The organism is Dyadobacter sp. BHUBP1 (assembly GCF_050587785.1).
Taxonomy (GTDB): domain Bacteria; phylum Bacteroidota; class Bacteroidia; order Cytophagales; family Spirosomataceae; genus Dyadobacter.
Genome location: NZ_JBOBIH010000002.1, coordinates 492,718 through 519,174, shown reverse-complemented (window position 1 = coordinate 519,174; position 26,457 = coordinate 492,718). Strand labels below are relative to the sequence as shown.

Genomic DNA, 26,457 nt, shown 5'->3' with positions numbered 1-26,457 from the left:
TGTATCTATTTCGGAATAAATACATTTTTAAGCGGGATTCGTCATTAGTTCGTCGAATGCATCAGAACGGCAGATCGTCGTCATCGTTATTGCCGGCCGCCATCGATGGCGGTATCGGATCCGATGGCCGTGGGGCATTGTTGCCGCGCGGCGCATTGCCGGATTGCTGGTATCCGCCTTGCTGGCCACTCTGGCTATAATCGCCGCCCTGTCCACCGCCCGAAGGACCTCCCAATAACGTCATGCTGTTCGCCCGGATCGTCACACCAGTGCGCTGCTGACCTTCCTTATCCGTCCATGTATCGGTGCGGATACGTCCTTCGATATATACCTGGTTTCCTTTTTTGAGGTATTTTTCAGCCACTTTCGCTAATCCCTCCCAAAGTTCAATGCGGTGCCATTCGGTATTATCGACGCGCTCGCCATTTTTGTTTGTATAAGTCTCGGTAGTCGCGATATTGAACTTCGCCACCGCTGACCCGCTTTCCAGGTACCGGACTTCCGGGTCACTGCCCAGGTTACCGATCAGAATTACTTTATTAACACTTCCTGCCATGATTTTTTAACGTGGTTAATGTTTGTTGCAACTTTAAATATAGACATTTCCCGCGAGAAATGTCCGCTAAATATCCTGTTCGGTGATCTTGCCGGTAACCTTGTCTTTCAGGATCAGTTTGTTGCGGCCGTCGTGCGTCACTTCCTGCTTGATCAGGTAGTGCGTTTCATTGTACGAAACATAGTTGGAAGGCTTCTCCACGCCTTCACGCCCACGCCACACTGGAAGTTCCACTTTTTCCCAAAGCTTCGATTTGGCCGATTTATAAGCCGCATCGATCACCGCATTCACAATGTAGCCATCATAAAACGTCTCCGCTGGCGCATTTCCCTTTTCAGCAGAATTGAACATATCCGTGAACATATGATTATACCCGAGGTCGTTCACCTCGTCGCCCACCGGGAACAGCCAACCGGTATTGCTTTCGGCTTTTTCGGCCACATATTCTTCGCCGGTGCCATCCGGGTTTTGCCCGGTCGTGAACATTTCGAAGCCGGTCCGCAAAAAGTTATTAATCCAGATCGTCCCCTCGGTCCCCATTACTTCATCACGCAAATCCATCCCACCCCGGAACGTCCAGCTCACCTCAAACTGCCCGATGGCGCCGTTTTCGTATTTAACCAATGCAATCGCATGATCTTCGGCATCTATCGGCTTCACCTGCGTATCGGCCCAGCACATTACCTCTACGGGTTTGATATCCTTGCCAATAAAATTCCGCGATATTTCAATGCAATGGCATCCCAAATCCAGGATGCAGCCGCCGCCCGCCTGCTCGATATCCCAGAACCACTCACTATGCGGGCCCGGGTGCGCCTCGCGCGACTTCGCCCAGATAATGCGACCAAGCGAACCGTTTTTAACACTTTCAAGCGATTTCAGGAATTTGGGTGTGTAGCACAAATCTTCCAGGTAACCAGCAAAAATCCCAGCTTCCTCTACCGCTTTCAGCATACGTAATGCCTCCGCGCCATTACGGCCCAGCGGCTTGGTTGATACTACCGCCTTCTTATGCTTCGCGCAAAGCAATACAGCCTGTTCATGAACATTATTGGGCAATGCAATGCACACCATATTCACATCGGGATGCCCGATCACCTCTTCCATGTTCGACGACCAGAAATCGCAGCCGTAATCGTCGGCAAACTTTTTGGCGCTTTCTTCCCCCCGTGCGTAAATGGCCACCACACGATCGCGGCTGCGCTGACCATGGATGGATTCCGCATAAAAACGTCCGATGAAGCCGGAGCCGAGCATTGCGATTTTCTGCATACAGTATTTAGTTTAAAGTTTTAGGAACAGGTTGTGTATTGTCATTAGAGGTCAGGAAGTAGTCAGGTATAGTCATGTATGGTCAAGTGTTGTCACGTACGGTCAGTCATTGTTAGGAAATATTCGTCAAGATTGACCATACATGACGACAAATGACGATACCTGACCGCCCATGACTATGAATCACTATACATGACTATAAATTACTGCGCATGACGATTCATGACGTCTTCACTTCATTCTCCCAGCCAGTGGATTTCAACGCCGGGTCGTTCTCCTTTTTGAGGAAATCCGCGTTTTCGAACGACTCGGCATTCCATTCCAGCAATGCGTGATCCGGCACGATGGAAACTGGTACCCGCCACGAGGTTGAAGTTTCAGCATAGGCGATGTTGGATTGCGAGTTATAACACGAAATGAGCGACCAGCGCGGATGATCCGACAGGTTCGCTTCCGAACGGTGCATGAGGTTACTATGGAAAAACAATGCGTCGCCGGGCTCCAATTCGCAGTAGATAAGGTCCATCGTTTTCAATGCATGGTTCACCATTTCCATGTCCGCACCTACCTGCTCGCCTGCGAAGCCGTGGTTCACGCGGCCCATTTTGTGTGAACCCTTAATCACCTGTAAACACCCATTTTCCTTATTGGCGGGTGTTAATGCGATCATCGCGCTCATAAGCTGATCGGGAAAAATGAACTGGTTCTTATACCAATACCCATAGTCCTGGTGCCATTCCCACGCACCGCCGACCTTCGGCTCTTTTTGCATGAGTTTGGTATGAAAATGACAAACCTGGCTATCCTGCTGCAACAACTGCCATACCGAATTGACCATTCTTTCGCTGCGGATCAGATACCCGAACACATCGTCGCCCGGCGTGAACCAAAGCGATAGTTTTGTCTTCTTCCCCGACTGGTCGTTCAAGTCCATCGCATTCTTCTGCATTACCGAATTTTCCAGCGCCGTCCGATATAATTTGTCCACTTCCTCGGCAGAAAAGAGACTTTTGACAACAATATAGCCGTCGCGATTATAGTCAGCGATCTGGCTGGCATTCAAACTGAAACTTCCCATGATTGACAGTCGGTTAAGCGTTTAGTTCAAAAATATATTACTTAAACCACATTTCTATTTTCATGCAATACTACTACAAGCTCGTTGCCCGCAGCAATGATCAGGCGGTGAGAGGTAACTTTCCTCCCGCAAAACGGTATCGATCAGAATTGGCTTCGGAAGCACTTCGACTTCCTCATGACTGTAAAAAGCCATTCCGTGGGGTAAATCTATCCTTTCGGTTTCAGGAATTTCGAGCCACCAGAACCGTACCTGCAAGCGCTGGTGTGTAAGAATGTGCGAATACACTTTGGGTATTTCTGTCAGGCGGCCTTTTTTCAGGAGGTCTTGGAAATTCGGGTCAAGTAGTGTCAGGGAGTCTGGACATGTGACTGGGGCTTTGGATTCGATAAGTTGGAAATCATAGAGACCTTTCCAGATATCGCGGCCGCGGCGTTCGTGCATGGCGAGCCTGTCGCCTCGCTTCATGATAATGTAGTTCAAATAACGATGTTTGACGGTCAGCTTCTTGATTTTGACAGGCAGCTGCCCCTGCATTTGATGCATATAAGCAAAACAGCGGTCATTGAAAATACAGACCGCGCAATTCGGCGACGCCGGCACGCATTGCAATGCCCCGAACTCGATCATCGCCTGGTTATAGGTAGCAGGGTCCTCCTTGGATACCAGCTGCTTCGCCACCGCAGCAAACTCCTTTTTCCCCTCATTACCCAGCATATCCGACTGAATACCGAAAATACGAGCCATTACGCGGTACACATTCCCATCAATCGCCGGTACTACCTCGTCGAATGCGAAGGAAGCGATGGCTGATGCAGTATATTGCCCGAGGCCTTTTAGTTTTAAAAGCTTTTCAGCGCTTTCGGGAAATCTTCCGTTGTAGTCGTTCACAACCTGCCGGGCCGTGAAATGCATGTTGCGTGCGCGGGAGTAGTAGCCGAGTCCCTGCCATAACCGCAGCACATCGCGCTCATCGGCAGCTGCGAGGTCAAACACCGTGGGATACTGGTCGGTAAAACGCTCATAGTAAGGTAACCCCTGGACTACACGGGTTTGCTGGAGAATCACCTCCGATAACCAAATTTTATATGGGTCTTTGGTTTCCCGCCAAGGCAACGAGCGGTGGTTTTCAAGATACCAGGATTTGAGTCTTCTGTTAAAATCAATCACCTCCAAATCATCCGGTATCATATTATTTTTACTTATGTGCACTGTTTTTTAATGAATTATATAAAAAAGGGGAAGATCATCCTTTTAAGTTTTATTAAAATTACCGTACCTTTGTGTTCCCAAAATTTACAGGAGTAAGTAAATTAATGAAATAATATCCACTTAAAGTAAACAATCAAAGTGACTAAGGCAGACGTAATCGCACAGATTTCCGAGAAAACAGGCGTAGACAAGGGCGACGTTCAGCAAACGCTAGAATCGTTTTTTACCGTGGTAAAGGACTCACTTTCTGATGGTGAGAACCTTTATGTTAGAGGTTTCGGTAGTTTCATCAACAAAAAACGTGCGCGCAAAGTGGCCCGCAATATTTCAAAGGGAACTTCCATGATTATTGACGAGCACTTTGTACCAAGCTTCAAGCCTGCAAAAGTTTTTGTTGAGCAGGTAAAAGAAAGTGACAAACTGAAAGCAGTCGCTGAAAAGTAATTTACCTGAAAAGGTTGGGTTATAAGAGTATGAAAAAGTCCATTTTACTTTCTTGCGTGCTTGCGGTAGCACTGGTAGGAACGCTGTTCAGCCTTCCCAAGGTCGTCGTAAACAACAAGGGCAAAGAGATGGACAAGGAGAAAGGCCAGTCGGCTGCCGCTTCGGCGCCCGCTGCGGCAGCAAATGCTGCTGAGTCCTCTTCCAAATCGCATGATGGAGCCGCTTTAACTCCTGATCAACAGAAAATTGTAGATCAGCTCAGAAGCGGCTTCAATCAAGCGGGTGATAAAGACAAGGTTGCTGCGGGCATCAAGCTTTCAGACGAGTTTGCGAAGCTTCAAAAATTTGACAGCGCTGCATTCTATGCCGAGAAAGTGGCCCTGCTCTCCCCTGCTATCGAAAACCTGATGCGTGCGGGCGACCGCTACTATGAGGCGTACGGATTCGCAGTGGACGAGCAGAAAGCAAAGAACCTGGGTATCAAAACCCGCGAATATTACCAAAAAGCAATTGACCAGAATCCTGGACTGTTGACTGCAAAAGCCAACATGGCGATGACCTATGTGAATACAGAGAACCCGATGCAGGGTATTCTGATGCTCCGCGAGGTGATCGACGCGGATCCTACCAACGAACTGGCATTGTTCAATCTGGGGATCCTGTCCATGAGATCGAACCAATATTCAAAAGCTGCTGATAGGTTCAGACAGATTTTAACCAACAATCCTAAGAATACGAAAGCTAAGTTCTATCTTGGCCTTTCGCTCGTAGAATTGGGTGACAAAGAACAAGCAAGCAAAGTTCTGTCGGAGGTTAAAAAAGAGGAGAAAGACCCGGTAATCCAGCAAGCCATTGGCGAGTTGGAGGGCCGTCTGGGCAACTGATCATCAGATCATAAAGGAAATACATTACTTATTTTATAAAACGACATAATCATGCCTTGCGGAAAAAAGAGAAAAAGACATAAGATCTCCACTCACAAGAGAAAGAAAAGACTCAGAAAAAACAGACATAAGAAGAAATAATTGGCTATGACCGGGTTTTAATATTAAGATCCGGTCATCCTTATTCCCCACGTTTGTATCCCGCTAACAGTCTGATATGCGGGGAGTTAAGTATCAACATTATCGAGCCATTCAGTTGGTTGAACATTGAGTAACGAATTACTAATCAATTCTACTCAAAAGGGAGAGCGTATAGCCCTTTTGCAGGATAAACGTCTTTTAGAATATCACGTAGAAACACCGGATCAGAGCTTTACCGTAGGCGACATTTACCTCGGTACTGTGCGGAAGCTGGTGGCAGGGCTCAATGCTGCCTTTGTTGACGTTGGTTTTGAAAAAGATGCGTTCCTGCATTACCTCGATTTGGGGCCTAATATCAACTCGCTGAACAAGCTCACCAAGGACGTAATCGCCAAGCGGACGCATTCGGGCAACTTGAAAAATTTCAAGATGGAGCCGGAAATCGAGAAGCTTGGAAAAATCGATAAAGTTCTTTCTAAGAACCAGCCAATCCTGGTTCAGATCGTCAAGGAGCCTATTTCTACCAAAGGCCCGAGGCTTTCGTGCGACATTTCGATAGCCGGACGGTATATTGTACTCGTCCCATTCTCCAATTCAGTCAACCTTTCCAAGAAGATCACCGACAAGCAGGAGCGAAACCGCTTGCAAAGGCTGATGTCGTCCATCAAACCTCAGAATTTTGGGGTGATAATCCGCACGGTAGCTACCGGAAAGGACGTGGACGAGCTCAACAAGGATTTGCAGGACTGTCTGGACAAATGGGAAAACGGTATCAAAGCGCTTCGCGATGCCAAACCGCGCGACCGCGTGATCGGTGAAATGAACCGCGCGTCTTCGATCATCCGCGATATGCTCAACGAGTCCTTCGACAGCATTACCGTAGATTCTAAGGATGTTTATGATGACATCAAAGCATACATCCACAACATCGCACCGGAGAAGGAAAACATTCTTCGCCTGCACAATGGCAAGAATAAGCTGTTTGAACAATTCGGTCTAGAAAAACAGATCAAATCGCTGTTCGGTCGCTCGGTCAGCCTTCCTAATGGTGGTTACCTGATCATCGAGCATACGGAAGCCTTGCACGTAATCGATGTCAACAGTGGCAACAAATCCAATTCCGAAGAGGATCAGGAAGCTACTGCATTGAGCGTGAACCTCGAAGCAGCGAAGGAAATTGCCCGGCAACTGCGCCTACGCGATATGGGCGGCATTATCGTGGTCGACTTTATCGACATGAAAAAGGCAGAGAACAAGCGCACGCTGTTCGATGTTATGCGTGATGAAATGAAGGGCGACCGGTCGAAATACACCGTTTTGCCACTATCTAAATTCGGCTTGCTGCAAATCACGCGTCAGCGTGTGAGGCCGGAAATGAACATCGTCACCCGCGAAACCTGCCCTACTTGCGGTGGTACGGGCACGATCCAGGCGAGCATTCTCGTATCCGACGTGATCGCCAACAACCTCGATTACATTCTCACCAAACAGAACGAGCGCGGCATTACCATTTCGCTCCATCCGTTCCTGCATTCGTATTTCACCAAAGGGCTGATTTCAGAGCAGGTAAAATGGTTCTTCCATTACAAAACCTGGGTGAAACTGATCAAAGACTCGTCGCTGGGCGTGGTGGATTTCAAGTTCCATAACCGGTATGGGGAGGAAATCGAGATTGTGCCAGTGAATTAACGGCTTTCGGCTTTCGGCTTTCGGCTTTTGGCGATCAACTACTTTCCTTTCCAGATGGGCTCCCGCTTTTCTCTGAAGGCTAGTGCGCCTTCTCTTGAATCTTCTGTTTGGAGAAGTTTGTCTAATTCCCTTTTCAGAAAAGTATGCTGCTCATTTTGAGGGATATCCTTTAATTGCTGCAAGCTTTGCATTCCTGCTTGTATTGCCAATGGCGCGCTCTCGCAAACTTGGGTAGCCAGCGCAATTACTTCCTCTTCAATATTTTCAGCCAAATGCGTAATCAGGCCCATTTCCAGCGCTTCCCTAGCTGAATAAGCCTTTCCGGTTATCGACATTTCGAGAATCTTCCGTTGCGGCAAAATGGGTGAAAGCGACGCCATTACCTGCATCGGCCAGATTCCCCGCTTTACCTCCGGCAAACTGAATGTAGCCCCCGGCACACTGAAAACGAACGTACAGCCGCAAATCATAAGAAAGCCCCCAGCCAGCACCGGCCCCTCTACCTGTGCAATACAAGGTTTTAGCAAGTCATTGAAAGCATCCCCCATTCGTGCCTCTTCGTGTATTCGTGGCAATAAATCATTCATAGCATTCGCAGAAGGATCATGAAATGCATTCAAATCGGCCCCGGCACAAAACACCGGCCCTTCGGCTTTCAGTACTACACACCGGATATCCGTTCGATAATGCGCGTAGGCCAATGCATAAATGATTTCTTCCGCCATTGTCGGAGTGAATGCATTGCGCTTCTCAGGTCGGGCTAATGTGATGGTAAAAAGATGTCCGGCCTTTGCAGTTTTAATATGCAAAAACCGGACGTTATCGAAAGTCTGGATATCTTCTTCGGTGTAGAATCGCATGCCAAAACACGGTTAGTTCGCTTTGGCAAGTATAGTAAATTATCGGGTCACAACGCCCTCGACCATTTTAATATACTGGGCAATACCTTCTTCAATTTCATGCAGATAAATAAATTCATCCGCGCTATGCGAGCGTGCGGAATGTCCCGGACCCATTTTCAACGACGGGCAATCGAGTAATGCCTGGTCCGAAGTTGTCGGAGAACCGTACGCGTTACGGCCCAGTTTCAAACCTTCCAACACAATCGGATGATCCATTGGAATGCTGGATGGGCGCAAGCGAATCGATCGCGGCGTAACTTCTGATTGAATATTTGCTTTAATTTCAGAAATAACCTCTTCCAAAGTGTACTGATCCGTCACACGCACGTCGATCGTAAATGTGCAGGCGTCCGGCACCACATTATGCTGCGTGCCCGCATTGATGATCGTCACCGACATTTTGATCGGCCCGAGCGTTGGGGATACCTTGGGGAATTTGTATTCTGTAATCCACTGAATATCTTTCAGTGCTTTGTAAATCGCATTCTCCCCCTCCTCACGCGCCGCGTGGCCGGAAACGCCTTTTGCTGTGCAATCCAGTACCAGCAGGCCTTTTTCCGCAACCGCCAAATGCATTTCGGTAGGCTCTCCTACAATGGCAAATGCGATTTCCGGTAACTCCAGAGCTACAATTTCAAGGCCTTCTTTTCCGGAAATCTCCTCCTCAGCTGTGGTGGCAATGGCAATATTATAGGTAAGATCTTCTCTTTCGTAGAAATAAACGAACGTGGCAATGAGGGAAACCAGGCATCCGCCGGCATCATTACTACCCAGGCCGTACAGCTTTCCATCCTGCTCAATGGCCTTGAACGGATCGAGCGTCCAGGATTTGTTCGGCTTCACAGTATCGTGGTGCGAGTTGAGCAGCATTGTCGGCTTGTTCGCATCGAAATGCTTGTTGAAAGCCCAGAGATTGTTCTTTTTGGTATGAAAAGGAATGTTCTTTTTCGTAAAGAAATCCGCCAGAATTTTTGCCGTATTTTCTTCCTCCTTACTGAATGAGGGCGTTTCGATCAGACTCTTCAACAATGCGATGGCCTCCCTGGAGAGCGTTTGTATGTTTTCCAAAGTATTTACCATCTTACTTGTCCGTCTCCTTTAACGATCCATTTCTCGGTCACGAGTTTCTCCAATGCAAATGGGCCCCTGGCGTGCAGTTTCTGAGTCGAAATACCGATTTCCGCGCCTAGTGCGAACACACCGCCGTCTGTGAAACGGGTCGAGGCATTCGCATACACCGAAGCAGCATCCACTTCTTTCAGAAAAGTTTCGATAGCCTCTTCGTTGGTGGAAATAATAGCCTCCGAATGTCTTGAAGAATAGTTTTCAATTTGCTTCAATGCATCTGACAAATCGTCAACCACTTTCACGGAGCATTTGAAATCCAGAAACTCTTTCCCAAAATCATCTTCGCTGGCATGTTGGAGATAAGGATACTCCGCTTTTTGAAGAATTTCATAAGACTCTTCGTCCGCGAAAACCTCTACATTCCATTTTATAAAGTCTTCTCTCAGTTTTGGCAAAAATTCACCTGCTACCGCACGATCAACCAAAACAGTATCCAGCGCATTACAAGCAGCCGGTTTGGAGACCTTTGCATTCACAACTATTTGCGCACCTTTGTCGAGGTCACCTGTTTTTTCTATGTAAGTATGACAGACCCCTGCACCAGTTTCAATGGTAGGGACCAATGAATTCTGACGTACGAATTTGATCAAGCCCTCGGAACCGCGTGGAATGATGATATCCACATATTGAATGGCCGTCAACAGCTCGCCGACAAACTCGCGACCAGTAGGCAACAACGTAACAGCAGCCGCGGGCACACCGAATTCCGTCAAAGACGCATGGATCAGGCTCACCAGATAATTGTTGGAGTTTTGCGCTTCCTTCCCGCCTTTGAGCACGCACGCATTCGCGGAGCGCAGGCACAGGGAAGCCACGTCGATCGTCACATTCGGGCGCGATTCATAAATAACGCCTACCACGCCCAGCGGTACGGCGATCTTTTTCAGGGAAAGTCCCTGCTGAATGGTTTTTTCGACAAATACCTCGCCGGTCGGGTCCGGGAGCTCCGCTACCTCGATCAGGCTTTGCGCCAGTTCGTTGATCCGCTTCTGATTCAGGAGCAGGCGATCTTTTTTCGGGTCGGCATCATCCATCAAATCCAGGTCTTTCCGGTTTTCGGCGATGATGTTTTCGGCATTGGCCAGCACTCTGGCCGAAAGGTTGATCAGCAAATCAGCCCTTTGCCTGTCTGTCAGCCGGCGAACGGCAGCTGAGGCCTCCCGCGCTTCCTTTAATTGAGGTACTATCGATTCCATTATAACAAAACTATATCATTGGCATGCGCCACTTCAAAATTAACTGTTTTCAGGTTGCTGCGGATCGCCGAGGATGTCTCGCGCGCCCGTGCAACCGCGATCATTTCGTCTTCCGACGAGTATATTTCGATGATTTCACCCGCTTCAAAATCGCCGGTTACTTCGGTGACACCCACCGCAAGCAAACTCTTACGCCTTAATAATGCTTTGGAAGCGCCTTCGTCCACACGCAACGTGCCGGATACCAGACCGCCGCTTCCGAGCCAGCGGTTACGGGCAGATAATGTGCTTTTACCCGGTGTGATCAATGTGCCCGCTTCTCCTTTCAATGCATTCAGCAGTTCGTTAGGCTGATTCATTCCAAAAATGACTACGCGAATGGCCATTCTGGAAGCGAGTTTGGCGAATGTGAGCTTGGAAGCCATTCCGCCGAGGCCGAGGAAAGATTTATCGGTCCTGACAAACTTAAAAACCTCGTTCACATTGGATACGTTCCGCAGGATTTTCCCTTCCTCGTCTAACAACCCTCCCACCGAAGTACAGAACATCAGCGATTCGGCCCCAAAACCAACAGCCAGCAAGGTAGCCAGTTCATCATTATCCGAGAATTTCAGCTCGCGGTCGCTGACCACGTCGTTTTCGTTCACAATCGGAATAATGCCGTTCAACCAGAGCTCTTCAAAAGTTTCTTTGAGTTGCAGGAATTTATTGCGGTTCGCGAAATGCTGCCGCTCACAAAGGCTTTGGGCAATATAAATTTTATTCGGGGCAAAATAGGAAGCATAGAGGCCTACAAGCAGCGGATTACCCACTGACGCTGCCGCTTTTCGCTGGGTCATTGTGCCCCTATAATCATTGATATATGCCTTACCTGCACCTACCGCACCCGAAGAAACGATAATAATGCGGTATTGCGAATGGATTTCCGAAACTTGCCGGGCTATTTCCGAAATGATCCTGACATCAGGTTCACCCGAAGGAAGCGTGATAGAGGCCGTCCCGAATTTTATGACGAGAATAGGTTTTGACACTTGGTATTCAAATAAGCGGCGCCACTTCCGGCGCCCGGTAATCAATCTGGCGCCAAAAATACTTCTTTTCAAACGAAAACGGATGCCCTACCCTCGCCCTCAACGCATTTGGCACATTATAATTCGCTTAAAACCGCCCCGTTGAACTGCCTTCTGAGTTTTAATGCCTTGTGAAGCTGATCGAGATATTCATCGCGCGGGATTTCGATAGCACCGTAGCGAAGCACATTATCATTGATAAACTGGGTGTCCAGCAATGCGAAGCGGTTCAATTTCAACAGCTGGATCAGGTAGTGAAATGCGACTTTCGATGCATTACTCTCGATCGTAAACATCGATTCACCAAAAAACACCCCATTAATAGAAACTCCATACAGCCCGCCGACAAGCCGGTCTTCACGCCAGGCCTCCACGCTGTGCGCGTACCCGAGCTCATGCAATGCCGTGTAGGAAGCGATGATTTCCTCCGAAATCCACGTCCCCGGCTCACTCGCCCGTGGCAGCGCGCATCCCCGCATAACGCCCTCGAAGTCGGTATCGATGCGGATATCGAAATACTTTTTGTTTAAAACTGGCCGGAGCGATTTGGATGGCTTGTAGGTATCGATGGGAATAATGGCCCGAGGATTGGGTGAGTACCAGTAAATAGTACCATCTGCCTCGGCCATGGGAAATATGCCATTGATATAGCCGTTGAGGAGGTCGTCGGTACTGATTGCAGACATGAAAGCCACTGAATTAAAGAAATAATATTGTTGATCGAAGTGAGAATAGTACAAAATAGGGCACACCCACAAATCCGCTCTCTTGAAACTTTACCGTTCAAAACGAACCATAAAAATATATCTTCTGTTTCTTTGCTGTAAGATTTTTTTTTTGAAAATTTGCAGCCTCTTAGACGCACAAGCAAGTCAATGAATCACAACGGCATACATACAGTTCTGCATACTACGCCTTTCCGATTCAGGTCCCCACGGACCGCATAATCTCCTTTTACCTACGTGGTAAATATCTAATCCCCGCAATTTCTTACAATTTCTAGACGTCCCATCGTTTTTCTCTGGGTTAGTTAATTATTGTCTTGAACATTTTGTCAGCATAGTCACATCAATGAAAAATACCGAAGTAGTGGGCAGTAAGTTTATCGTACAGACTGCCAATGAAAATCATCTCCATTACGCCGAACAAATCTGCGCGGAAATGGAGGAGAGCGCCAAAAAGCGTGGTACCGGTATAGCCAAACGTTCCCCAGTGTACATTATGGAGAAAATGGTGGAAGGAAAAGCCATCATTGCCACCACCAACACCGGCGAATGGGTAGGATTTTGTTACATCGAAACCTGGGAGCATGGAAAATTCGTAGCGAACTCGGGCTTGATCGTACATCCTGATTTCCGCAACAGCGGCATGGCGAAGGCTATTAAAATGAAAGCATTCGAATTGTCGCGTCAAAAATATCCTGATGCCAAAATTATCGGTATCACTACGAGCCTTCCGGTGATGAAAATCAACTCGGATTTGGGCTACGAGCCAGTAACGTTCAGCGAATTGCCCGCCGACGATGCATTCTGGAAAGGCTGCGCGAGCTGCGTGAATTACGACGTTCTCACCCGGACCAACAGAAAACACTGTCTTTGCACGGGTATGATGTACGATCCGGAAGATAAGAAACCTGCTGCCACGCCTGACAACGGTACCGCGGCAGCAACTGAAAGCCATACCTGGGATTTCTTGAAAGAATCGAGCCTTTATGAGCGCTGGATGCGCATTAAGCAACGTATTTTGCTGCGAAGGGAAGAACGCGCCAAAAAGAAAAACGCCGGGGCCGTGCTGGTACACTAATGTATCGGACACTTGATAGATTTTAGTATCTCATTTTTAATACCCCGCCGGCAGCCAAAAGGCCCGAAGCGGGGTATTTTTTTGTACTTTTGCACCGCAAATCAAGCATTTAATCAGAATTCATATATAATGTCACAGCCCAAAGTAGTATTAGCGTTTTCAGGGGGACTTGATACCTCCTTTTGTGTAAAATATTTAGCCGAAGACAGAGGTTATGAAGTGTACTCGGTTTTGGTTGACACCGGTGGTTTTTCCGACGAAGAGCTGAAAACAATCGAAGCGAATGCCTATGCTTTGGGCGTGAAGCAACATGCTACGATTTCCAAGACCAGGGAATATTACAATGATTGCATCAAATACCTGGTCTTCGGTAATATCCTGAAAAACAACACTTACCCTCTTTCGGTAAGCGCCGAGCGTATTTTCCAGGCGGTAGCGGTGGCTGAATATGCCAAAGAAATCGGTGCAAGCGCCATTGCGCACGGCAGCACAGGAGCTGGTAACGACCAGGTTCGTTTCGATATGGCCTTCCGCATCATTGTTCCTGAAGCTGAAATCATCACCCCGATCCGCGACCTGAAACTTTCCCGCGAAGCGGAAATTGAATACCTGACAGCCAAAGGCGTTTCCCGCGACTGGACCAAGGCTGCGTATAGCATCAACAAAGGCCTCTGGGGAACATCGGTAGGTGGCAAAGAAACTTTGACTTCCGACCAATATCTGCCCGAATCCGCATGGCCTACGCAAATCACCAAGACCGAGCCGGAGCGCATTACGCTGGAATTCGTGAATGGTGAATTGAAAGGCGTTGCAGGTGAGACTTTTGAAAACCCGGTTACGGCCATTCAAAAGCTGGCTGAAATCGCACAGCCATTCGGTATCGGCCGGGATATTCACGTGGGCGACACCATTATCGGTATCAAAGGCCGTGTAGGTTTCGAAGCTGCCGCTCCGCTGATCATCATCAAAGCGCACCATACGCTTGAAAAGCATGTTCTGACAGAGCAACAATTGTACTGGAAAGAACAGCTTGCCAACTGGTACGGCAGCTTGCTGCACAAAGGCCAGTTTGTAGAGCCGGTAATGCGCAACATCGAGACATTCCTGAGCGATACGCAGTCGCACGTGACGGGTAAAGTACACGTCTACCTCGCGCCGCACCGCTTCCACGTAGAAGGTATCGAGTCGCCATTCGACCTGATGTCATCGAAATTCGGCAGCTACGGCGAAATGAACAATGCATGGACCGGCGACGACGTGCGCGGCTTCTCGAAAGTAGCTTCGAACCAGGTGATGATTTATGGTAAGGTGAGTGATTCGGTGGAAAAGTAAATGAGTTTAAAGTTTATGAGTTTAGGGTCATATGCAAAACTATCATGAGCTTAAAGTCTGGCAAAAATCTCACGCTTTGGTATTGGAGATTTACAAAATGACTGACCTCCTCCCAAAAAGCGAAACGTTTGGCCTTATTTCTCAAATGCGACGCTCGTCGGTTTCCATTGCCGCCAATCTTGCGGAAGGTTGTGGTAAAAAAAGGAACGCTTGACGTCGCAAACTTTTTTCAAATATCCCTAGGATCTCTTCATGAAACAGAATATTATCTTTTGCTTTCAACAGACCTACATTACATTACTAATGAAGTGTTTGAGCATCGTGATCTGGAAATAAAGGAAATCAAAGCAATACTAATTTCCCTTATCAAAACGGTACGCTCTTCGTAAGACTAAAAATATGGACTCATTAACTCATAAACTCATAAACTTTCTGAAAATAGGCATCATAGGCGCTGCCGGATATACCGGTGGCGAGCTGATTAGAATCCTTGTCAACCACCCGAATGTGAACATCGCATTCGCGCACAGCAAAAGCCAGGCGGGCAAACCGGTTTATGCGACGCATACGGATTTGCTGGGCGATACTGAACTGGTATTTTCCGGAGATGATATCCAGCCGTTGCTCGATCAGTCGGGCTTAAATGCGATTTTCCTATGCTCCGGCCACGGCGAATCGAAGAAGTTTCTGGATGAATATCAATTGCCGGAAAGTGTAAAAGTGATCGACCTCAGCACGGATTTCCGAAATGAGTCGAATGGCTTTATCTATGGCTTGCCGGAATTGCAGCGCGAGGCGATCAAGAGCGCCACTAAAATTGCCAACCCGGGCTGTTTTGCAACGAGCATCGAATTGGCCGTTTTACCACTGGCGAATGCAGGTTTGATCAAAGACGACATTCACGTGAGTGCGGTAACGGGTAGCACGGGCGCGGGACAAGCATTGAGCGCGACCACGCATTTCACGTGGCGTAACAACAACATGTCGATTTACAAGGCATTCACACATCAGCACTTGACGGAAATCAAAATGACTTTCGGCAAATTGCAGGCAGGTTTCGATAAGCCGGTGAACTTCGTGCCGTACCGCGGCGATTACACACGCGGCATTATCGCCAACGTGTACACGTGCTACGAAGGCACTTTGGAAGAAGCCATGGCTCTTTACAGAAGCTACTACGCCTCGCACCCATTCACGCACGTAAGCGACACGCCGATTGATTTGAAGCAGATCGTGAATACCAATAAGTGCTTCGTCCATCTGGAAGTGCACGACGGCCAGCTGCTGATCACGAGCATTATCGATAACCTGACCAAAGGTGCGTCGGGCCAGGCGGTTCAGAATATGAACCTGCTGTTCGGTTTGCCGGAGGATGCAGGGCTTCGGTTGAAAGCGCCGGCGTTTTGATGATCCTATTTGAGTTGTTTTAGTTTGGAGCGTAAACGGAAGGATTGCTATGAACGATTTAATTCAAACATATAACCAGTTAAGCAATACGCAGCAAAAGCAACTTGTCGCATTCGCCAATTTGCTTCTGCTCAGACAGAAAGCCAAACAACCGACGGGAAATTTGACTGACTGGAAAGATAGAATCACCAAAGTTTCCACTTGGAGCGAAGAAGATATCAAAGTATTCGAACAGAATGCAAAACATTTGAATGAATGGAGAGTACAGGATTGGTAATTGATACCGGGATATTCGTCGAGTATTTGCGGAAACCTGAGAAGTCAAAAACAATCCTGGCGTCATTACCGAACGACACTTTACTGTTTGTTTCGGCTGTAACAGTCTATGAATTGATAACGGCGCTCATTTTTCAATTACCAATCAAAACATTAAACAAGGATCATTTTCAAAGAATCGAAACTTTGGAACTGGCCTGATAAACCACAAAAAAATGTCACACCTTTTTGACGTCTACCCCATTTACGATATAGAACCCGTAAAAGCCGAAGGCAGTTACCTATGGGACCAACACGGTACCAAGTACCTTGACCTTTACGGCGGCCATGCGGTGATATCAGTTGGCCATTGCCACCCGTATTACGTGGATAAGCTGACGAAGCAGCTAAATGCAATCAGTTTTTATTCGAATTCGGTCAAAATCTCCATTCAGGAAGAGCTGGCGACGAAATTAGGAGAGCTTTCGGGCTATCCTGATTACAAGTTGTTTCTCTGCAACTCAGGCGCTGAAGCGAATGAGAATGCATTGAAACTCGCTTCTTTCCACAATGGCAGAACGAAGGTAATTTCCTTCACCAAGTCATTCCACGGCCGGACAGCCGGTGCGGTAGCTGCTACCGATAATCCTTCGATCGTTGCGCCTGTAAATTACAAAGAGCACGTAACGTTCCTGCCATTCAACGACGCACCCGCGGCAGAAGAAGGCATTACCGACGAAGTTTGCGCGGTGATCGTGGAAGGCATCCAGGGTGTGGGGGGCATTAATGTTTGCACAGATGAGTTTTTACAAACTTTGAGACGCAAATGCGATGAAACCGGCGCGATACTGATCCTCGACAGCGTGCAATGTGGCTACGGACGGACCGGCAAGTTCTTCTCACACCAGTTCAGCGGCATCGAGCCGGATATTATGTCAATGGCGAAAGGCATGGGTAACGGCTTCCCGATCGGCGGGATTTTGATCTCTCCGAAATTCAAAGCGAGCTATGGTTTGCTGGGAACGACTTTCGGTGGCAACCACCTGGCCTGCGCGGCGGGCGTGGCCGTTTTGGACATTATGAAAAAAGAAAACCTGATCGCGAATGCGGCTGAAATCGGGGATTACCTGTTCGAAGGCATTAAGGCGATTGGCGGCTATAAAGAGTTGAGAGGTCGTGGGCTGATGATCGGCATTGAGTATGATTTCCCGGTGAAGGATCTGCGCAACAAACTTTTGTTTGAACACAAAATGTTCACAGGCGTAGCGGGCGCGAACACGATCCGGCTGCTGCCGTCGCTCGCATTAGGCAAAACGGAGGCTGATCTGTTCTTGGAAGCTTTGAAAAAAGAAGTATCTGTTGCAGCCGTTTGATTTTTTTGAACTAATACCATCCTTGTCCTAGTTGAGAGTAGGAACACCTATCTCCGAAATTTTAACCTGAATGAAACACTTTCTTTCCATTAAAGACGTCACCGACCTCCCACAGCTCATCAGCAGCGGTATCGCAGCCAAAAAAGACCCGTTTGCAGATCAGACGCTTGGAAAAAACAAAACCATAGGCCTGTTGTTTTTCAATTCGAGTTTAAGGACGAGGATCAGCACCCAGAAAGCTGCCCAGAACCTTGGCTTGAATGTGATTACCATGAATGTAGGCCAGGACGGTTGGGGACTCGAAATGGAGGAAGGTGTGATCATGAATGGCGACAAGGCAGAGCACGTGAAGGAAGCCGCTGCTGTGATCGGCAGCTATTGCGATATCATCGGCATCCGTTCCTTTGCAGGTTTGCAGGACCGCGATAAAGACTATTCGGAAATTGTTTTCCAGCAGTTCAAAAAATATGCGCAGGTACCGATCGTGAACCTGGAATCGGCGACACGGCACCCGCTGCAATCGCTGGCCGACTGCATTACGATCGAAGAATTCAAGCTCAAAAAACGCCCGAAAGTGGTGCTTACCTGGCTGCCGCATTTCAAGGCATTGCCGCAAGCCGTGGCCAACTCCTTCTGCGAATGGATGAACCCAATGGATGTGGACTTCGTGATCACACACCCGGAGGGCTATGACCTCTCGCCCGATTTTGTAGGGCGCGGCCAGGTGATCTACGACCAGGACAAGGCATTGGAAGGCGCGGATTTTGTATATGGCAAAAACTGGTCGTCATTCAACAGCTACGGACAGGTGCTGAACACCGATCCGTCGTGGATGATCACCGAGGCTAAAATGGCTTTGACCGACAATGGCAAATTCATGCACTGTCTGCCAGTACGTCGCAATATGAAGGTGGCCGACGAGGTCCTCGACGGCCCGCGTTCGCTGGTGATCGAGCAGGCTGCCAACCGCGAATGGTCAGCCCAGGCGGCATTGAAAGAGGTCTTGTTAGGTCTGTAATTGTTATTTTTGCAGGACTGAATATAAAAAGAGGATGTATCAAGAAGAGTAAAATCATATTTCATTGTCACCTTAATCACACTTTGATACATCCGCATCATGAAACTGTTAATGAAATGAGTACAACCGCATTGGCTCAACCCTTCGATACTACAACACTGGATGAAGTCCGCAAAACCGGCGTACTGATCGTAAACCTCGGTACACCGGACAGCCCGTCGGTGCCCGATGTACGTAAATACCTCCGCCAGTTTCTCATGGACGAGCGCGTGATCGACATTCCGTACCTGAACCGCTGGTTCCTGATCAACCTCATCATCGCGCCATTCCGTGCTCCTAAGTCTGCGAAGGTTTACAAGCAACTTTGGAAACCTGACGGTTCTCCCTTAAAAACGTACGGCTATTCGGTGAAGGATAAATTGCAAAAAGTGTTGGGCAAAGATTACGTAGTCGAACTGGCTATGCGTTACCAGAACCCCAGCATTGAAAAAGCACTGACTGCATTGCGCAAGGAATGCCTGACCGAAATCATCGTCGTGCCGTTCTTCCCGCAATATGCTTCGGCCTCTACCGGCTCGGTATATAAAGAAGTAATGCGCGTCGTGAAAGACTGGGAAGTTCTGCCCGAAATCCGCTTTGTAAACCGCTTCCTCGAACACCCGAAATTCATTCAGGGTTTTGTAGATTTGGGTAAAAAATACATGGCGCAGCACGATTACGATCATTTCGTGTTCAGCTACCACGGCTTGCCTGAACGGCAGATCACCAAAGGCGATGTTACCGGCCATTTTTGCCAGTTCGGCAGCTGCTGCGACAAGCTCGATCATCGCAACCAGCATTGCTACCGTGCCCAATGTTTCGAGACGACGCGTTTGCTCGTGAAAGGATTAGGCATTCCCGAAGGTAAATACACTACCTGTTTCCAGTCACGTTTGGGCAAAAACCCGTGGATCAAGCCTTATACCGACGAGGTAATTCCTGAATTGACCAAAAAAGGCGTGAAAAGCGCGTTAGCATTCTCGCCGGCATTTGTAGCCGACTGCCTGGAAACGACGATTGAAGTAGGAGAAGAATACAAAGAAATGTTTGAGAAAGAAGGCGGCCAGCACTGGCAGCTTGTCGAGAGTCTCAACGATAGCGATATTTGGGTAGAATGCCTTGAAGATATCATTAAAAACCCGGCCGCCTGATTCAGGGGCCGGGTTTGGCTTATTATAGGATAATGCTTTTTATTACAAGCTAACGCTCTCCTTCTTGTAAAGGCCGATCAGCGTTTCCGCTGCGTAATCGATTTCAGCTTCGGTATTGTACTTCCCGAACGAGAAACGCACATTAGCACGGTTTTCATCGATTTTAAGCTCATTCAAAACATGTGAACCGATATCGGTACCGCTCGAACACGCGCTGCCGCCAGAAACAGCGATTCCTGCAATGTCGAGATTGAATAGCAGCATATCGCTGATATCCGAGGGCGGCAGGCTTACATTCAGAACGGTGTAAAGGCTTTTGCTCAAATCTCCGGAATTACCATTGAATGCAACGCCTTCAATACCTTCGCTTAACTTGCCGATCATGCGGCTTTTAAGACCTTCAATGTGCGTGCGGTGCGCGTCCATATCACGGTAAGCGATTTCCAATGCTTTCGCTAATCCTACAATACCGTAAATGTTTTCGGTTCCCCCGCGCATGTTGCGCTCCTGCGCGCCCCCGTGTACGAAAGGATTTATTTTAATACCCGGACGCACATACAGAAACCCAATGCCTTTAGGGCCATTGAATTTGTGAGCCGCACCGACGATGAAGTTCGTTTTCAATTTTTGCAGGTCGTGGCGGTAGTGGCCCATCGTCTGCACGGTGTCGCAATGGAAGATGGCATCATACTTTTCACAAATATCGCCAGCCGCTTCCAGGTCGAGCAGGTTACCGATTTCGTTGTTACCATGCATTAAGGACACCAATGAACGCGGTTTGGAAGCCAGCAGCGATTCCAGATGTTTCAGATCGACCTCCCCTTTTGCATTCAAATTCACAAAACTCAGCTCGATGGCACCCAGCTTTTTGAGGTGCTCCAACGTGTGTAATACCGCGTGGTGCTCGATGCGTGAGGTAATGGCGTGTTTCAGGCCAAATGTCTCAATGCTCGAACGGATTGCCGTGTTGTCGGCCTCGGTACCACCTGAGGTAAAAAATATCTCGGCTGGCGCCGCATTCAGGATCGCTGCGATATTCTTTCTGGCCCGCTCGATAGACGAACGCACGGCACGGCCGTATGAATGAATGGAAGAGGGGTTACCGAATTGCTCGGTCATCAGCGGCAGCATAGCTTCCAGGACCTCGGGGTCCAGCTGCGTCGTAGCCGCATTGTCCAGATAGACTTTCATGTGGATATAAATTAGAAAGATCACTCATTGTCAGTTCAGACAACAAGTGACCCAAATTAGCTAAGCAACAGCTTTATTATTTCTTCGGTTCCGAAATAATTTCCTTGATATCGGAAATGATTTTATTGGCAAGGCTGGTCGCGGTAGTCAGCGTCTCCGATTCCGAATAAATACGGATGATCGGCTCGGTGTTCGATCGGCGCAAATGCACCCATTCGCGATCGAATTCGATGCGGACACCGTCGATCGTGTTCACGGGCTGCTTCGAATAGCGCGTCTGGATACGGTCGAGAATGTTATCGACGTTAATCTCCGGCGTGAGCTCTATCTTGTTCTTCGAAATATAATAGTTCGGATAAGATCTTCTCAAAACCGACGCCTTTTTGCCTGACTTCGCCAAATGCGTCAGGAACAATGCAATCCCCACCAATGCATCGCGGCCGTAATGGCTTTCAGGATAAATCACTCCTCCATTACCTTCCCCGCCGATCACGGCATTGTTGGCTTTCATCGCGTTCACCACATTCACCTCTCCTACCGCCGATGCGAAATACTGGCCGCCGGCTTTCACCGTGACGTCGCGCAACGCGGCAGTCGATGAAAGATTCGAAACCGTATTGCCTGGTGTGTTTTTCAAAACATAGTCTGCCACAGCTACAAGCGTATATTCCTCTCCAAATGGTGTTCCGTCCTCACACATGAGTGCAAGCCTGTCCACATCCGGATCGACCACGATACCCAGGTGGTAGGAACCATTGTTAAGCTCCTTACTGATATCATGCAAATGCTCCGGCAGTGGCTCGGGATTGTGCGCGAAATTGCCCGTCGGTTCGCAGTTCAATTTTTTGATATTCTTGGAATCAACGCCCAATGCTTCAAGCAAAAGCGGTACGGCAATGCCTCCCGTCGAGTTGACCGCATCGACTACGATCTTGAAATTCGCATTTTTGATCGCCTCCACATCCACGAGTGCCAGCGACAAAACGTGTTCGATATGCTTTTGGAGATAAGTATTGTCCGATGCATAGCTTCCCAATTTTTTTACATCCGGGAAAAGGAAATCTTCTTCATCGGCAATGCGCAGCACCTCGGCGCCTTCGGCTTCCGAAATGAATTCGCCTTCATGATTGAGCAGTTTAAGGGCGTTCCACTGGATCGGGTTGTGGCTTGCTGTAAGGATGATACCTCCCGCCGCGCCTTCCGCTTTCACGGCTATCTCGACAGTCGGAGTAGTGGAAAGGCCAAGGTCGAGCACATTCAGCCCCACACTTTGTAAAGTACCGGCTACCAGGCGGCTTACCATTTCACCGGAAAGCCTGGCGTCTCTGCCGATCACCACCTTAAGATTCTGTGGATTTGTACGCCTCACCCATGTCCCGTATGCAGCAGCAAACTTAACAACATCAATCGGAGTCAGCGCCTCACCCGATTTTCCTCCCACTATTCCCCTGATTCCTGAGATAGATTTAATTAACGTCACGATCTAGAATTCCTCTTTATGTTTGGTTGCAAAAATACTAAATTCCCTCTCCGCAATTAGATTTTTCTACAAACAAAAAACTACAATTGAGTTTCTGGACTCTTATGTTCCGTCTGTTCACGAGGTTGACCGATTGCCGGAAAACCAATCGTAATATACGTTTTCAGGTCAAAACGAGCGGTTATGCCTTTGTAGTTTCTCCCATTTTGCCAAATACCGGGTCCATCCACTCCAACGACAATTTTTGTACGGAATTGCTCAGCAGCGCGCTCCACTGCTTGCCCACGTAATCCAGATCGTCCTTTTCGAAACGGTGCTCCACCAGCTGGAAAGAATCCTTTTCATACATGACGACATCTATGGGGTAATCCACGTCGTTGGAACTAACCCTTGTAGAATCGAACGACAGAAATCCGATCTTCAGGGCGTCCTGCATCGAAGAATCGAATTTAAGACTCCGGTACAGCAACGGCTTCCCGTAGCCTGAGTTGCCGATGATGATAAACGGCGAGCCGTCGCCCACTTCCACCCAGTTGCCTTCGGGGTATAACAGAAAAAGCTTGTGTTCGGAGTCGTGTTCCAACTGCCCGCCAACAATGGCAAAGAGGTTGAACACCAGCCCCGCATTGTTCAGCGCATAGCGGTCCTCGTCGGCCACCCGCCGCACCTGCTGCCCCAATGCATTGACAGCCTTGTAAAGCTTGTCGAATGAAGTGTCCCGCTCTTCCAGGACTTCTTTGAAATAGGTAATGGCCTTGTCGCGCACCGACCTCAGGCCCGAGGTCATGACGAAAATAGAATGCTTATCAGACTGGTAAACAGAAACTTTCTTATTGGTCGAAACCTCGGTTCCGGATGTAAGGCGCGTGTCGGCAATGGCCACCAGGCCGGATGCGACTTTGATACCCAGGCAATATGTCATGTCTTAGCGGCTCAAAATGATAGAGTCGCTAAGATATAAAAGTTTTGATCAGTTCATCCACTGGCTTTTGAAATGCCCCTGGCTCTGGCTTTGCGACTGCCCGGTCTCCAATCCGAAGTACATATCGAAGATTTTGTTATCCACTTCATTGTTCTTAATCTGGAATTTATCGAGGTAATCATGCAGCCCCATTTTGAAAACATCCTCTACATCGGTGAATTCCAGTTCGCTGCGGATCTTACTCAATGCGCGCTCGGCGGGGTTGGTATAACCACGCTCGGGAATGGAGCCCGCAATCGCGTACAGCGACAATTCCGCCTGGCGCACGCAATACGCGATCGAGCGCGGGAAAAGCTTATCCAGGATCAGGAACGCCACGATGTTCATCGGCGTCAATGCACGGTGCGTTTGCCGATACATATTGTAAGCACTCACCGATTTCAGTACCGCGGTCCAGAGCATCAAATCGAGCGTAGAACCCGAAGTCCCCGAGTCCTGCAACAATGTAAAATACTTCACATCCAGGAAACGCGAGCATTTGTCGGCGCGCTCGATATGCCGGCCCAGCCGTCCGAAATGCCAGGCCTCGTTGCGCGTGATCGATGAGTCGACTACCCCGTGGAAAAGCTGGCAGTTTTTACGGATGTCTGTGAAATAGGACTGCATGTGATCCATATTCCGGAAATCGTCGGGCGAAGTTCCTTTAATGGCCAGGTAAAATGTGTTGATACTCTCCCACATCTCCTTTGAGATCGTCTCCCGTATGGTCCGCGCATTCTCGCGGGCTTCGTAGAGGCAGCTGATGATCGAGTTCGGGTTGCGTTTATCAAACGTCATAAAATGTATAACGTCCTCCTTTGTAGGCTTATCGTAATACTTATAGAAGAGAAAGTGATCGGCCGTTGCGATCAGTAACGGCTCCCATTGTTCGTCCACGTCGGGCGGAAGATCCAGGGCCAGGTTAAAATTAACTCCCACGAAACGGGCGTAATTCTCGACCCGTTCCATGTAACGATTCATCCAGTAAATAGAATTCGCAACGCGGCTCAACATAAGTGGAAAGTAATGTCTCTAAAAATACAACTCAGAATAATTCTAATGCGATCAAACCAAAATACCTAATAATATTTTGCAAATACAAGCATATGCAAAAAGTTATATTATTTCCTCACAAATTATTATTCTACAATAATTCGCTTCCTTGCCTTGGAATCTTCCTGAAACCTTTAAAATTTGTAACTTAACCTTTCATCAAACCATAACCCGTATTTTCTGTGTCAAAGAAAGAACAATTTATTGCAGCCATTCAGAAATCTTATCAAACTGACAAACCTGTAATTCATTTGGGGTCGGCCATTCTCGACGGCGAGATCATCGGTGAGGCCCGCGTGAACCTTCCCTTGCGCATGATGAACCGCCACGGGCTCGTGGCCGGAGCTACGGGATCGGGTAAGACGCGTACGTTGCAGGTATTTGCGGAGCAGCTCTCCGCAGCCGGCGTACCTGTTTTCATGTCCGACATTAAAGGCGACCTTTCCGGGATCGCACAGCCGGGCAAGACCAATGCGGCCCTGGAAGAGCGCGCCCATATACTCGGCACCGTTTTTGAACCGAAAGGATTTCCGGTCGAACTCTATTCCCTCAGCGGCAACAAGGGGGCACAAATGCGTGCCACGGTATTGGAATTCGGGCCGATATTGCTTTCCAAAATCTTTGAACTGAACGAAACCCAGGCCGGCGTACTCGCTATCCTGTTCAAATATGCCGACGACAAGGACCTGCCGATGGTAGATCTGAACGACTTGAAAAAAGTCCTCAATTACCTCGCGGAAGGTCCCGGCGCTGCCGAAATCAAGGCCGATTACGGTACGATTTCCGCGTCCACAGCCGGAACGATCCTCCGCAAGATCGTCGCATTGGAGCAACAGGGCGTCGGCAGCATTTTCGGGGAAAAATCATTCGATATCGACGACCTGATCAACAAGGTCGACGGGCAAGGCGTGATCAGCTTGCTGAACGTTTCCGACGTGCAGGATAAGCCCGCATTGTTCTCGACATTCATGCTGAGTCTTTTGGCTGAGTTATACCACAAACTGCCCGAAGCTGGCGATCTGGACAAACCTAAACTGGTGTTCTTCCTCGACGAAGCGCATTTGCTGTTCAAAGACGCGCCCAAGGCATTCCTGGAACAGATCGAGCAGGTTGTCCGCCTGATCCGTTCCAAAGGCGTGGGTATTTTCTTTTGTACCCAAATGGCGCAGGACGTGCCGGTATCGGTGCTCGGGCAGCTGGGGAACCGCGTGCAGCACGTACTCCGCGCATTTACACCGCAGGATGCCGAGGCTTTGAAGCAAACCGTCAAAACTTACCCGAAATCGGATTACTATTCGATCGACCAGGTCCTGACGACACTCGGTATAGGGCAGGCATTAATCACCGTTTTGAACGAAAAAGGTATCCCTACCGAAGTAGCGGCCACGCATTTAATGCCACCGGCATCCATTATGGGACCTATGGTGCAGGCCGACTACGATAAACACGTCCAGCAATCGGATGTGTATGCCAAATATAAAGACCCCGTAGACCCGGAAAGCGCCTACGAAATCCTGACCAAACGCATGGAAGAACAGGCCCGCAAGGAAACGGAAGCGAAAGAAGCAGAGGTACAAGCAAAAGTAGAGGCAAAAAAAGAGAAAGAACAATCGAGCATGATCTCCGACGCGCTCAACTCACCGCTGGCGAAACAAATCGGCCGTGAGGTAGTGCGCGGCGTTTTTGGAATGCTGTTTGGCAAGAAAACAACCACGCGGAAAAGCGGCGGGGGATTGTTCGGATTCTAAAGACTGTCAGGAGCGTAGTCGAAGCTGCGGCACTGTCTCGCGGCTTCGACCGCCCGGCGGCCCGCTCCGCTCAG

At 48.6% G+C, this 26,457-nt stretch carries 27 protein-coding genes; 14 read left to right on the top strand and 13 right to left on the bottom strand.

Annotated elements, in window-relative coordinates; all coding sequences use genetic code 11:
* Positions 1 to 61: 61 nt before the first annotated feature.
* The 4 genes from ACQ4MZ_RS09000 to mutY all read right to left on the bottom strand — a co-directional run bounded on the left by ACQ4MZ_RS09000 (position 62) and on the right by mutY (position 4,097).
* A complete protein-coding gene (locus ACQ4MZ_RS09000; RefSeq protein ID WP_430844410.1) occupies positions 62 to 556 on the bottom strand; it encodes a single-stranded DNA-binding protein in 495 nt (164 codons plus the stop codon).
* A 66-nt stretch (positions 557 to 622) separates the two neighbouring features.
* Positions 623 to 1,828, bottom strand: coding sequence for a Gfo/Idh/MocA family protein (locus ACQ4MZ_RS08995; RefSeq protein ID WP_430844408.1), 1,206 nt, complete (start codon positions 1,826 to 1,828; stop codon positions 623 to 625).
* 220 nt (positions 1,829 to 2,048) lie between these two features.
* Positions 2,049 to 2,906: a phytanoyl-CoA dioxygenase family protein gene (locus ACQ4MZ_RS08990; RefSeq protein WP_430844407.1), complete on the bottom strand. Its 858-nt coding sequence runs from the start codon at positions 2,904 to 2,906 to the stop codon at positions 2,049 to 2,051.
* 60 nt (positions 2,907 to 2,966) lie between these two features.
* Positions 2,967 to 4,097 carry an A/G-specific adenine glycosylase gene (gene mutY, locus ACQ4MZ_RS08985; RefSeq protein WP_430844405.1) on the bottom strand — a complete coding sequence of 377 codons (1,131 nt, stop codon included), beginning with the start codon at positions 4,095 to 4,097 and terminating at the stop codon, positions 2,967 to 2,969.
* A gap of 159 nt (positions 4,098 to 4,256) precedes the next feature.
* On the opposite strand from mutY, the gene ACQ4MZ_RS08980 reads away from it, so the two are divergent.
* The 3 genes from ACQ4MZ_RS08980 (at position 4,257) to ACQ4MZ_RS08970 (ending at position 7,276) form a co-directional block, all read left to right on the top strand.
* Positions 4,257 to 4,562, top strand: coding sequence for an HU family DNA-binding protein (locus ACQ4MZ_RS08980; RefSeq protein ID WP_015813879.1), 306 nt, complete (start codon positions 4,257 to 4,259; stop codon positions 4,560 to 4,562).
* Positions 4,563 to 4,591: 29 nt separating this feature from the next.
* Positions 4,592 to 5,446, top strand: a complete 855-nt coding sequence (locus ACQ4MZ_RS08975; protein ID WP_430844403.1) for a tetratricopeptide repeat protein — start codon at positions 4,592 to 4,594, stop codon at positions 5,444 to 5,446.
* Positions 5,447 to 5,713: 267 nt separating this feature from the next.
* Positions 5,714 to 7,276 carry an Rne/Rng family ribonuclease gene (locus ACQ4MZ_RS08970; RefSeq protein ID WP_430844402.1) on the top strand — a complete coding sequence of 521 codons (1,563 nt, stop codon included), beginning with the start codon at positions 5,714 to 5,716 and terminating at the stop codon, positions 7,274 to 7,276.
* Positions 7,277 to 7,314: 38 nt separating this feature from the next.
* Here ACQ4MZ_RS08970 and ACQ4MZ_RS08965 read toward each other — a convergent pair whose 3' ends face one another.
* From ACQ4MZ_RS08965 to aat, 5 genes are all read right to left on the bottom strand, one after another.
* Positions 7,315 to 8,136, bottom strand: a complete 822-nt coding sequence (locus ACQ4MZ_RS08965) for an enoyl-CoA hydratase/isomerase family protein (RefSeq protein ID WP_430844401.1) — start codon at positions 8,134 to 8,136, stop codon at positions 7,315 to 7,317.
* 39 nt (positions 8,137 to 8,175) lie between these two features.
* On the bottom strand, positions 8,176 to 9,258 hold the full coding sequence (locus tag ACQ4MZ_RS08960; RefSeq protein WP_430844400.1) for a M20 family metallo-hydrolase: 1,083 nt from the start codon (positions 9,256 to 9,258) through the stop codon (positions 8,176 to 8,178).
* Positions 9,252 to 10,502 (bottom strand): glutamate-5-semialdehyde dehydrogenase, encoded by a 1,251-nt coding sequence (locus ACQ4MZ_RS08955; RefSeq protein WP_430844399.1) that lies wholly within the window; start codon positions 10,500 to 10,502, stop codon positions 9,252 to 9,254. Before ACQ4MZ_RS08955 ends, ACQ4MZ_RS08960 begins: the two co-directional genes overlap by 7 nt.
* Positions 10,502 to 11,533 (bottom strand): glutamate 5-kinase, encoded by a 1,032-nt coding sequence (proB, locus tag ACQ4MZ_RS08950; RefSeq protein WP_430844398.1) that lies wholly within the window; start codon positions 11,531 to 11,533, stop codon positions 10,502 to 10,504. Before proB ends, ACQ4MZ_RS08955 begins: the two co-directional genes overlap by 1 nt.
* Positions 11,534 to 11,649: 116 nt before the next feature.
* Entirely contained in the window at positions 11,650 to 12,258 is a 609-nt protein-coding gene (gene aat / locus ACQ4MZ_RS08945; protein ID WP_430844396.1) for a leucyl/phenylalanyl-tRNA--protein transferase, read from the bottom strand.
* Positions 12,259 to 12,643: 385 nt separating this feature from the next.
* On the opposite strand from aat, the gene ACQ4MZ_RS08940 reads away from it, so the two are divergent.
* From ACQ4MZ_RS08940 to hemH, 10 genes are all read left to right on the top strand, one after another.
* Positions 12,644 to 13,375, top strand: a complete 732-nt coding sequence (locus tag ACQ4MZ_RS08940; RefSeq protein WP_430844395.1) for a GNAT family N-acetyltransferase — start codon at positions 12,644 to 12,646, stop codon at positions 13,373 to 13,375.
* 129 nt (positions 13,376 to 13,504) lie between these two features.
* Positions 13,505 to 14,707: an argininosuccinate synthase gene (gene argG / locus ACQ4MZ_RS08935; RefSeq protein WP_430844394.1), complete on the top strand. Its 1,203-nt coding sequence runs from the start codon at positions 13,505 to 13,507 to the stop codon at positions 14,705 to 14,707.
* Between the two features lie 31 nt (positions 14,708 to 14,738).
* Positions 14,739 to 14,921, top strand: coding sequence for a four helix bundle protein (locus ACQ4MZ_RS08930; RefSeq protein ID WP_430844392.1), 183 nt, complete (start codon positions 14,739 to 14,741; stop codon positions 14,919 to 14,921).
* Positions 14,899 to 15,096 carry a four helix bundle protein gene (locus ACQ4MZ_RS08925; RefSeq protein ID WP_430844390.1) on the top strand — a complete coding sequence of 66 codons (198 nt, stop codon included), beginning with the start codon at positions 14,899 to 14,901 and terminating at the stop codon, positions 15,094 to 15,096. Before ACQ4MZ_RS08930 ends, ACQ4MZ_RS08925 begins: the two co-directional genes overlap by 23 nt.
* A 10-nt stretch (positions 15,097 to 15,106) precedes the next feature.
* Positions 15,107 to 16,114, top strand: coding sequence for an N-acetyl-gamma-glutamyl-phosphate reductase (gene argC / locus ACQ4MZ_RS08920; protein WP_430844388.1), 1,008 nt, complete (start codon positions 15,107 to 15,109; stop codon positions 16,112 to 16,114).
* A 49-nt stretch (positions 16,115 to 16,163) separates the two neighbouring features.
* Positions 16,164 to 16,391, top strand: a complete 228-nt coding sequence (locus ACQ4MZ_RS08915) for a hypothetical protein (RefSeq protein WP_430844387.1) — start codon at positions 16,164 to 16,166, stop codon at positions 16,389 to 16,391.
* Positions 16,370 to 16,591, top strand: coding sequence for a PIN domain-containing protein (locus ACQ4MZ_RS08910; RefSeq protein ID WP_430844385.1), 222 nt, complete (start codon positions 16,370 to 16,372; stop codon positions 16,589 to 16,591). The genes ACQ4MZ_RS08915 and ACQ4MZ_RS08910 overlap by 22 nt, the downstream gene beginning before the upstream one ends.
* Positions 16,592 to 16,605: 14 nt before the next feature.
* On the top strand, positions 16,606 to 17,742 hold the full coding sequence (locus ACQ4MZ_RS08905) for an aspartate aminotransferase family protein (RefSeq protein ID WP_430844383.1): 1,137 nt from the start codon (positions 16,606 to 16,608) through the stop codon (positions 17,740 to 17,742).
* Positions 17,743 to 17,812: 70 nt separating this feature from the next.
* Positions 17,813 to 18,760, top strand: a complete 948-nt coding sequence (locus tag ACQ4MZ_RS08900; RefSeq protein WP_430844382.1) for an N-acetylornithine carbamoyltransferase — start codon at positions 17,813 to 17,815, stop codon at positions 18,758 to 18,760.
* Positions 18,761 to 18,876: 116 nt separating this feature from the next.
* Positions 18,877 to 19,950: a ferrochelatase gene (hemH, locus tag ACQ4MZ_RS08895; protein WP_430844380.1), complete on the top strand. Its 1,074-nt coding sequence runs from the start codon at positions 18,877 to 18,879 to the stop codon at positions 19,948 to 19,950.
* A gap of 42 nt (positions 19,951 to 19,992) precedes the next feature.
* Here the strand turns inward: hemH and ACQ4MZ_RS08890 are convergent, their stop codons facing one another.
* From ACQ4MZ_RS08890 to ACQ4MZ_RS08875, 4 genes are all read right to left on the bottom strand, one after another.
* Entirely contained in the window at positions 19,993 to 21,141 is a 1,149-nt protein-coding gene (locus ACQ4MZ_RS08890; RefSeq protein WP_430844378.1) for a cysteine desulfurase family protein, read from the bottom strand.
* 76 nt (positions 21,142 to 21,217) lie between these two features.
* Positions 21,218 to 22,621 (bottom strand): phosphoglucosamine mutase, encoded by a 1,404-nt coding sequence (glmM, locus tag ACQ4MZ_RS08885; protein ID WP_430844376.1) that lies wholly within the window; start codon positions 22,619 to 22,621, stop codon positions 21,218 to 21,220.
* 181 nt (positions 22,622 to 22,802) lie between these two features.
* Positions 22,803 to 23,543 (bottom strand): peptidase, encoded by a 741-nt coding sequence (locus tag ACQ4MZ_RS08880; protein ID WP_106594339.1) that lies wholly within the window; start codon positions 23,541 to 23,543, stop codon positions 22,803 to 22,805.
* Positions 23,544 to 23,591: 48 nt separating this feature from the next.
* Positions 23,592 to 24,596, bottom strand: coding sequence for an alpha-E domain-containing protein (locus ACQ4MZ_RS08875; RefSeq protein WP_106594338.1), 1,005 nt, complete (start codon positions 24,594 to 24,596; stop codon positions 23,592 to 23,594).
* A 221-nt stretch (positions 24,597 to 24,817) separates the two neighbouring features.
* Here ACQ4MZ_RS08875 and ACQ4MZ_RS08870 point away from each other — a divergent pair, with 221 nt between their 5' ends.
* Complete coding sequence (locus tag ACQ4MZ_RS08870) at positions 24,818 to 26,383, top strand: helicase HerA-like domain-containing protein (protein WP_430844374.1); 1,566 nt, start codon at positions 24,818 to 24,820, stop codon at positions 26,381 to 26,383.
* The last annotated feature ends 74 nt before the right edge of the window (positions 26,384 to 26,457 follow it).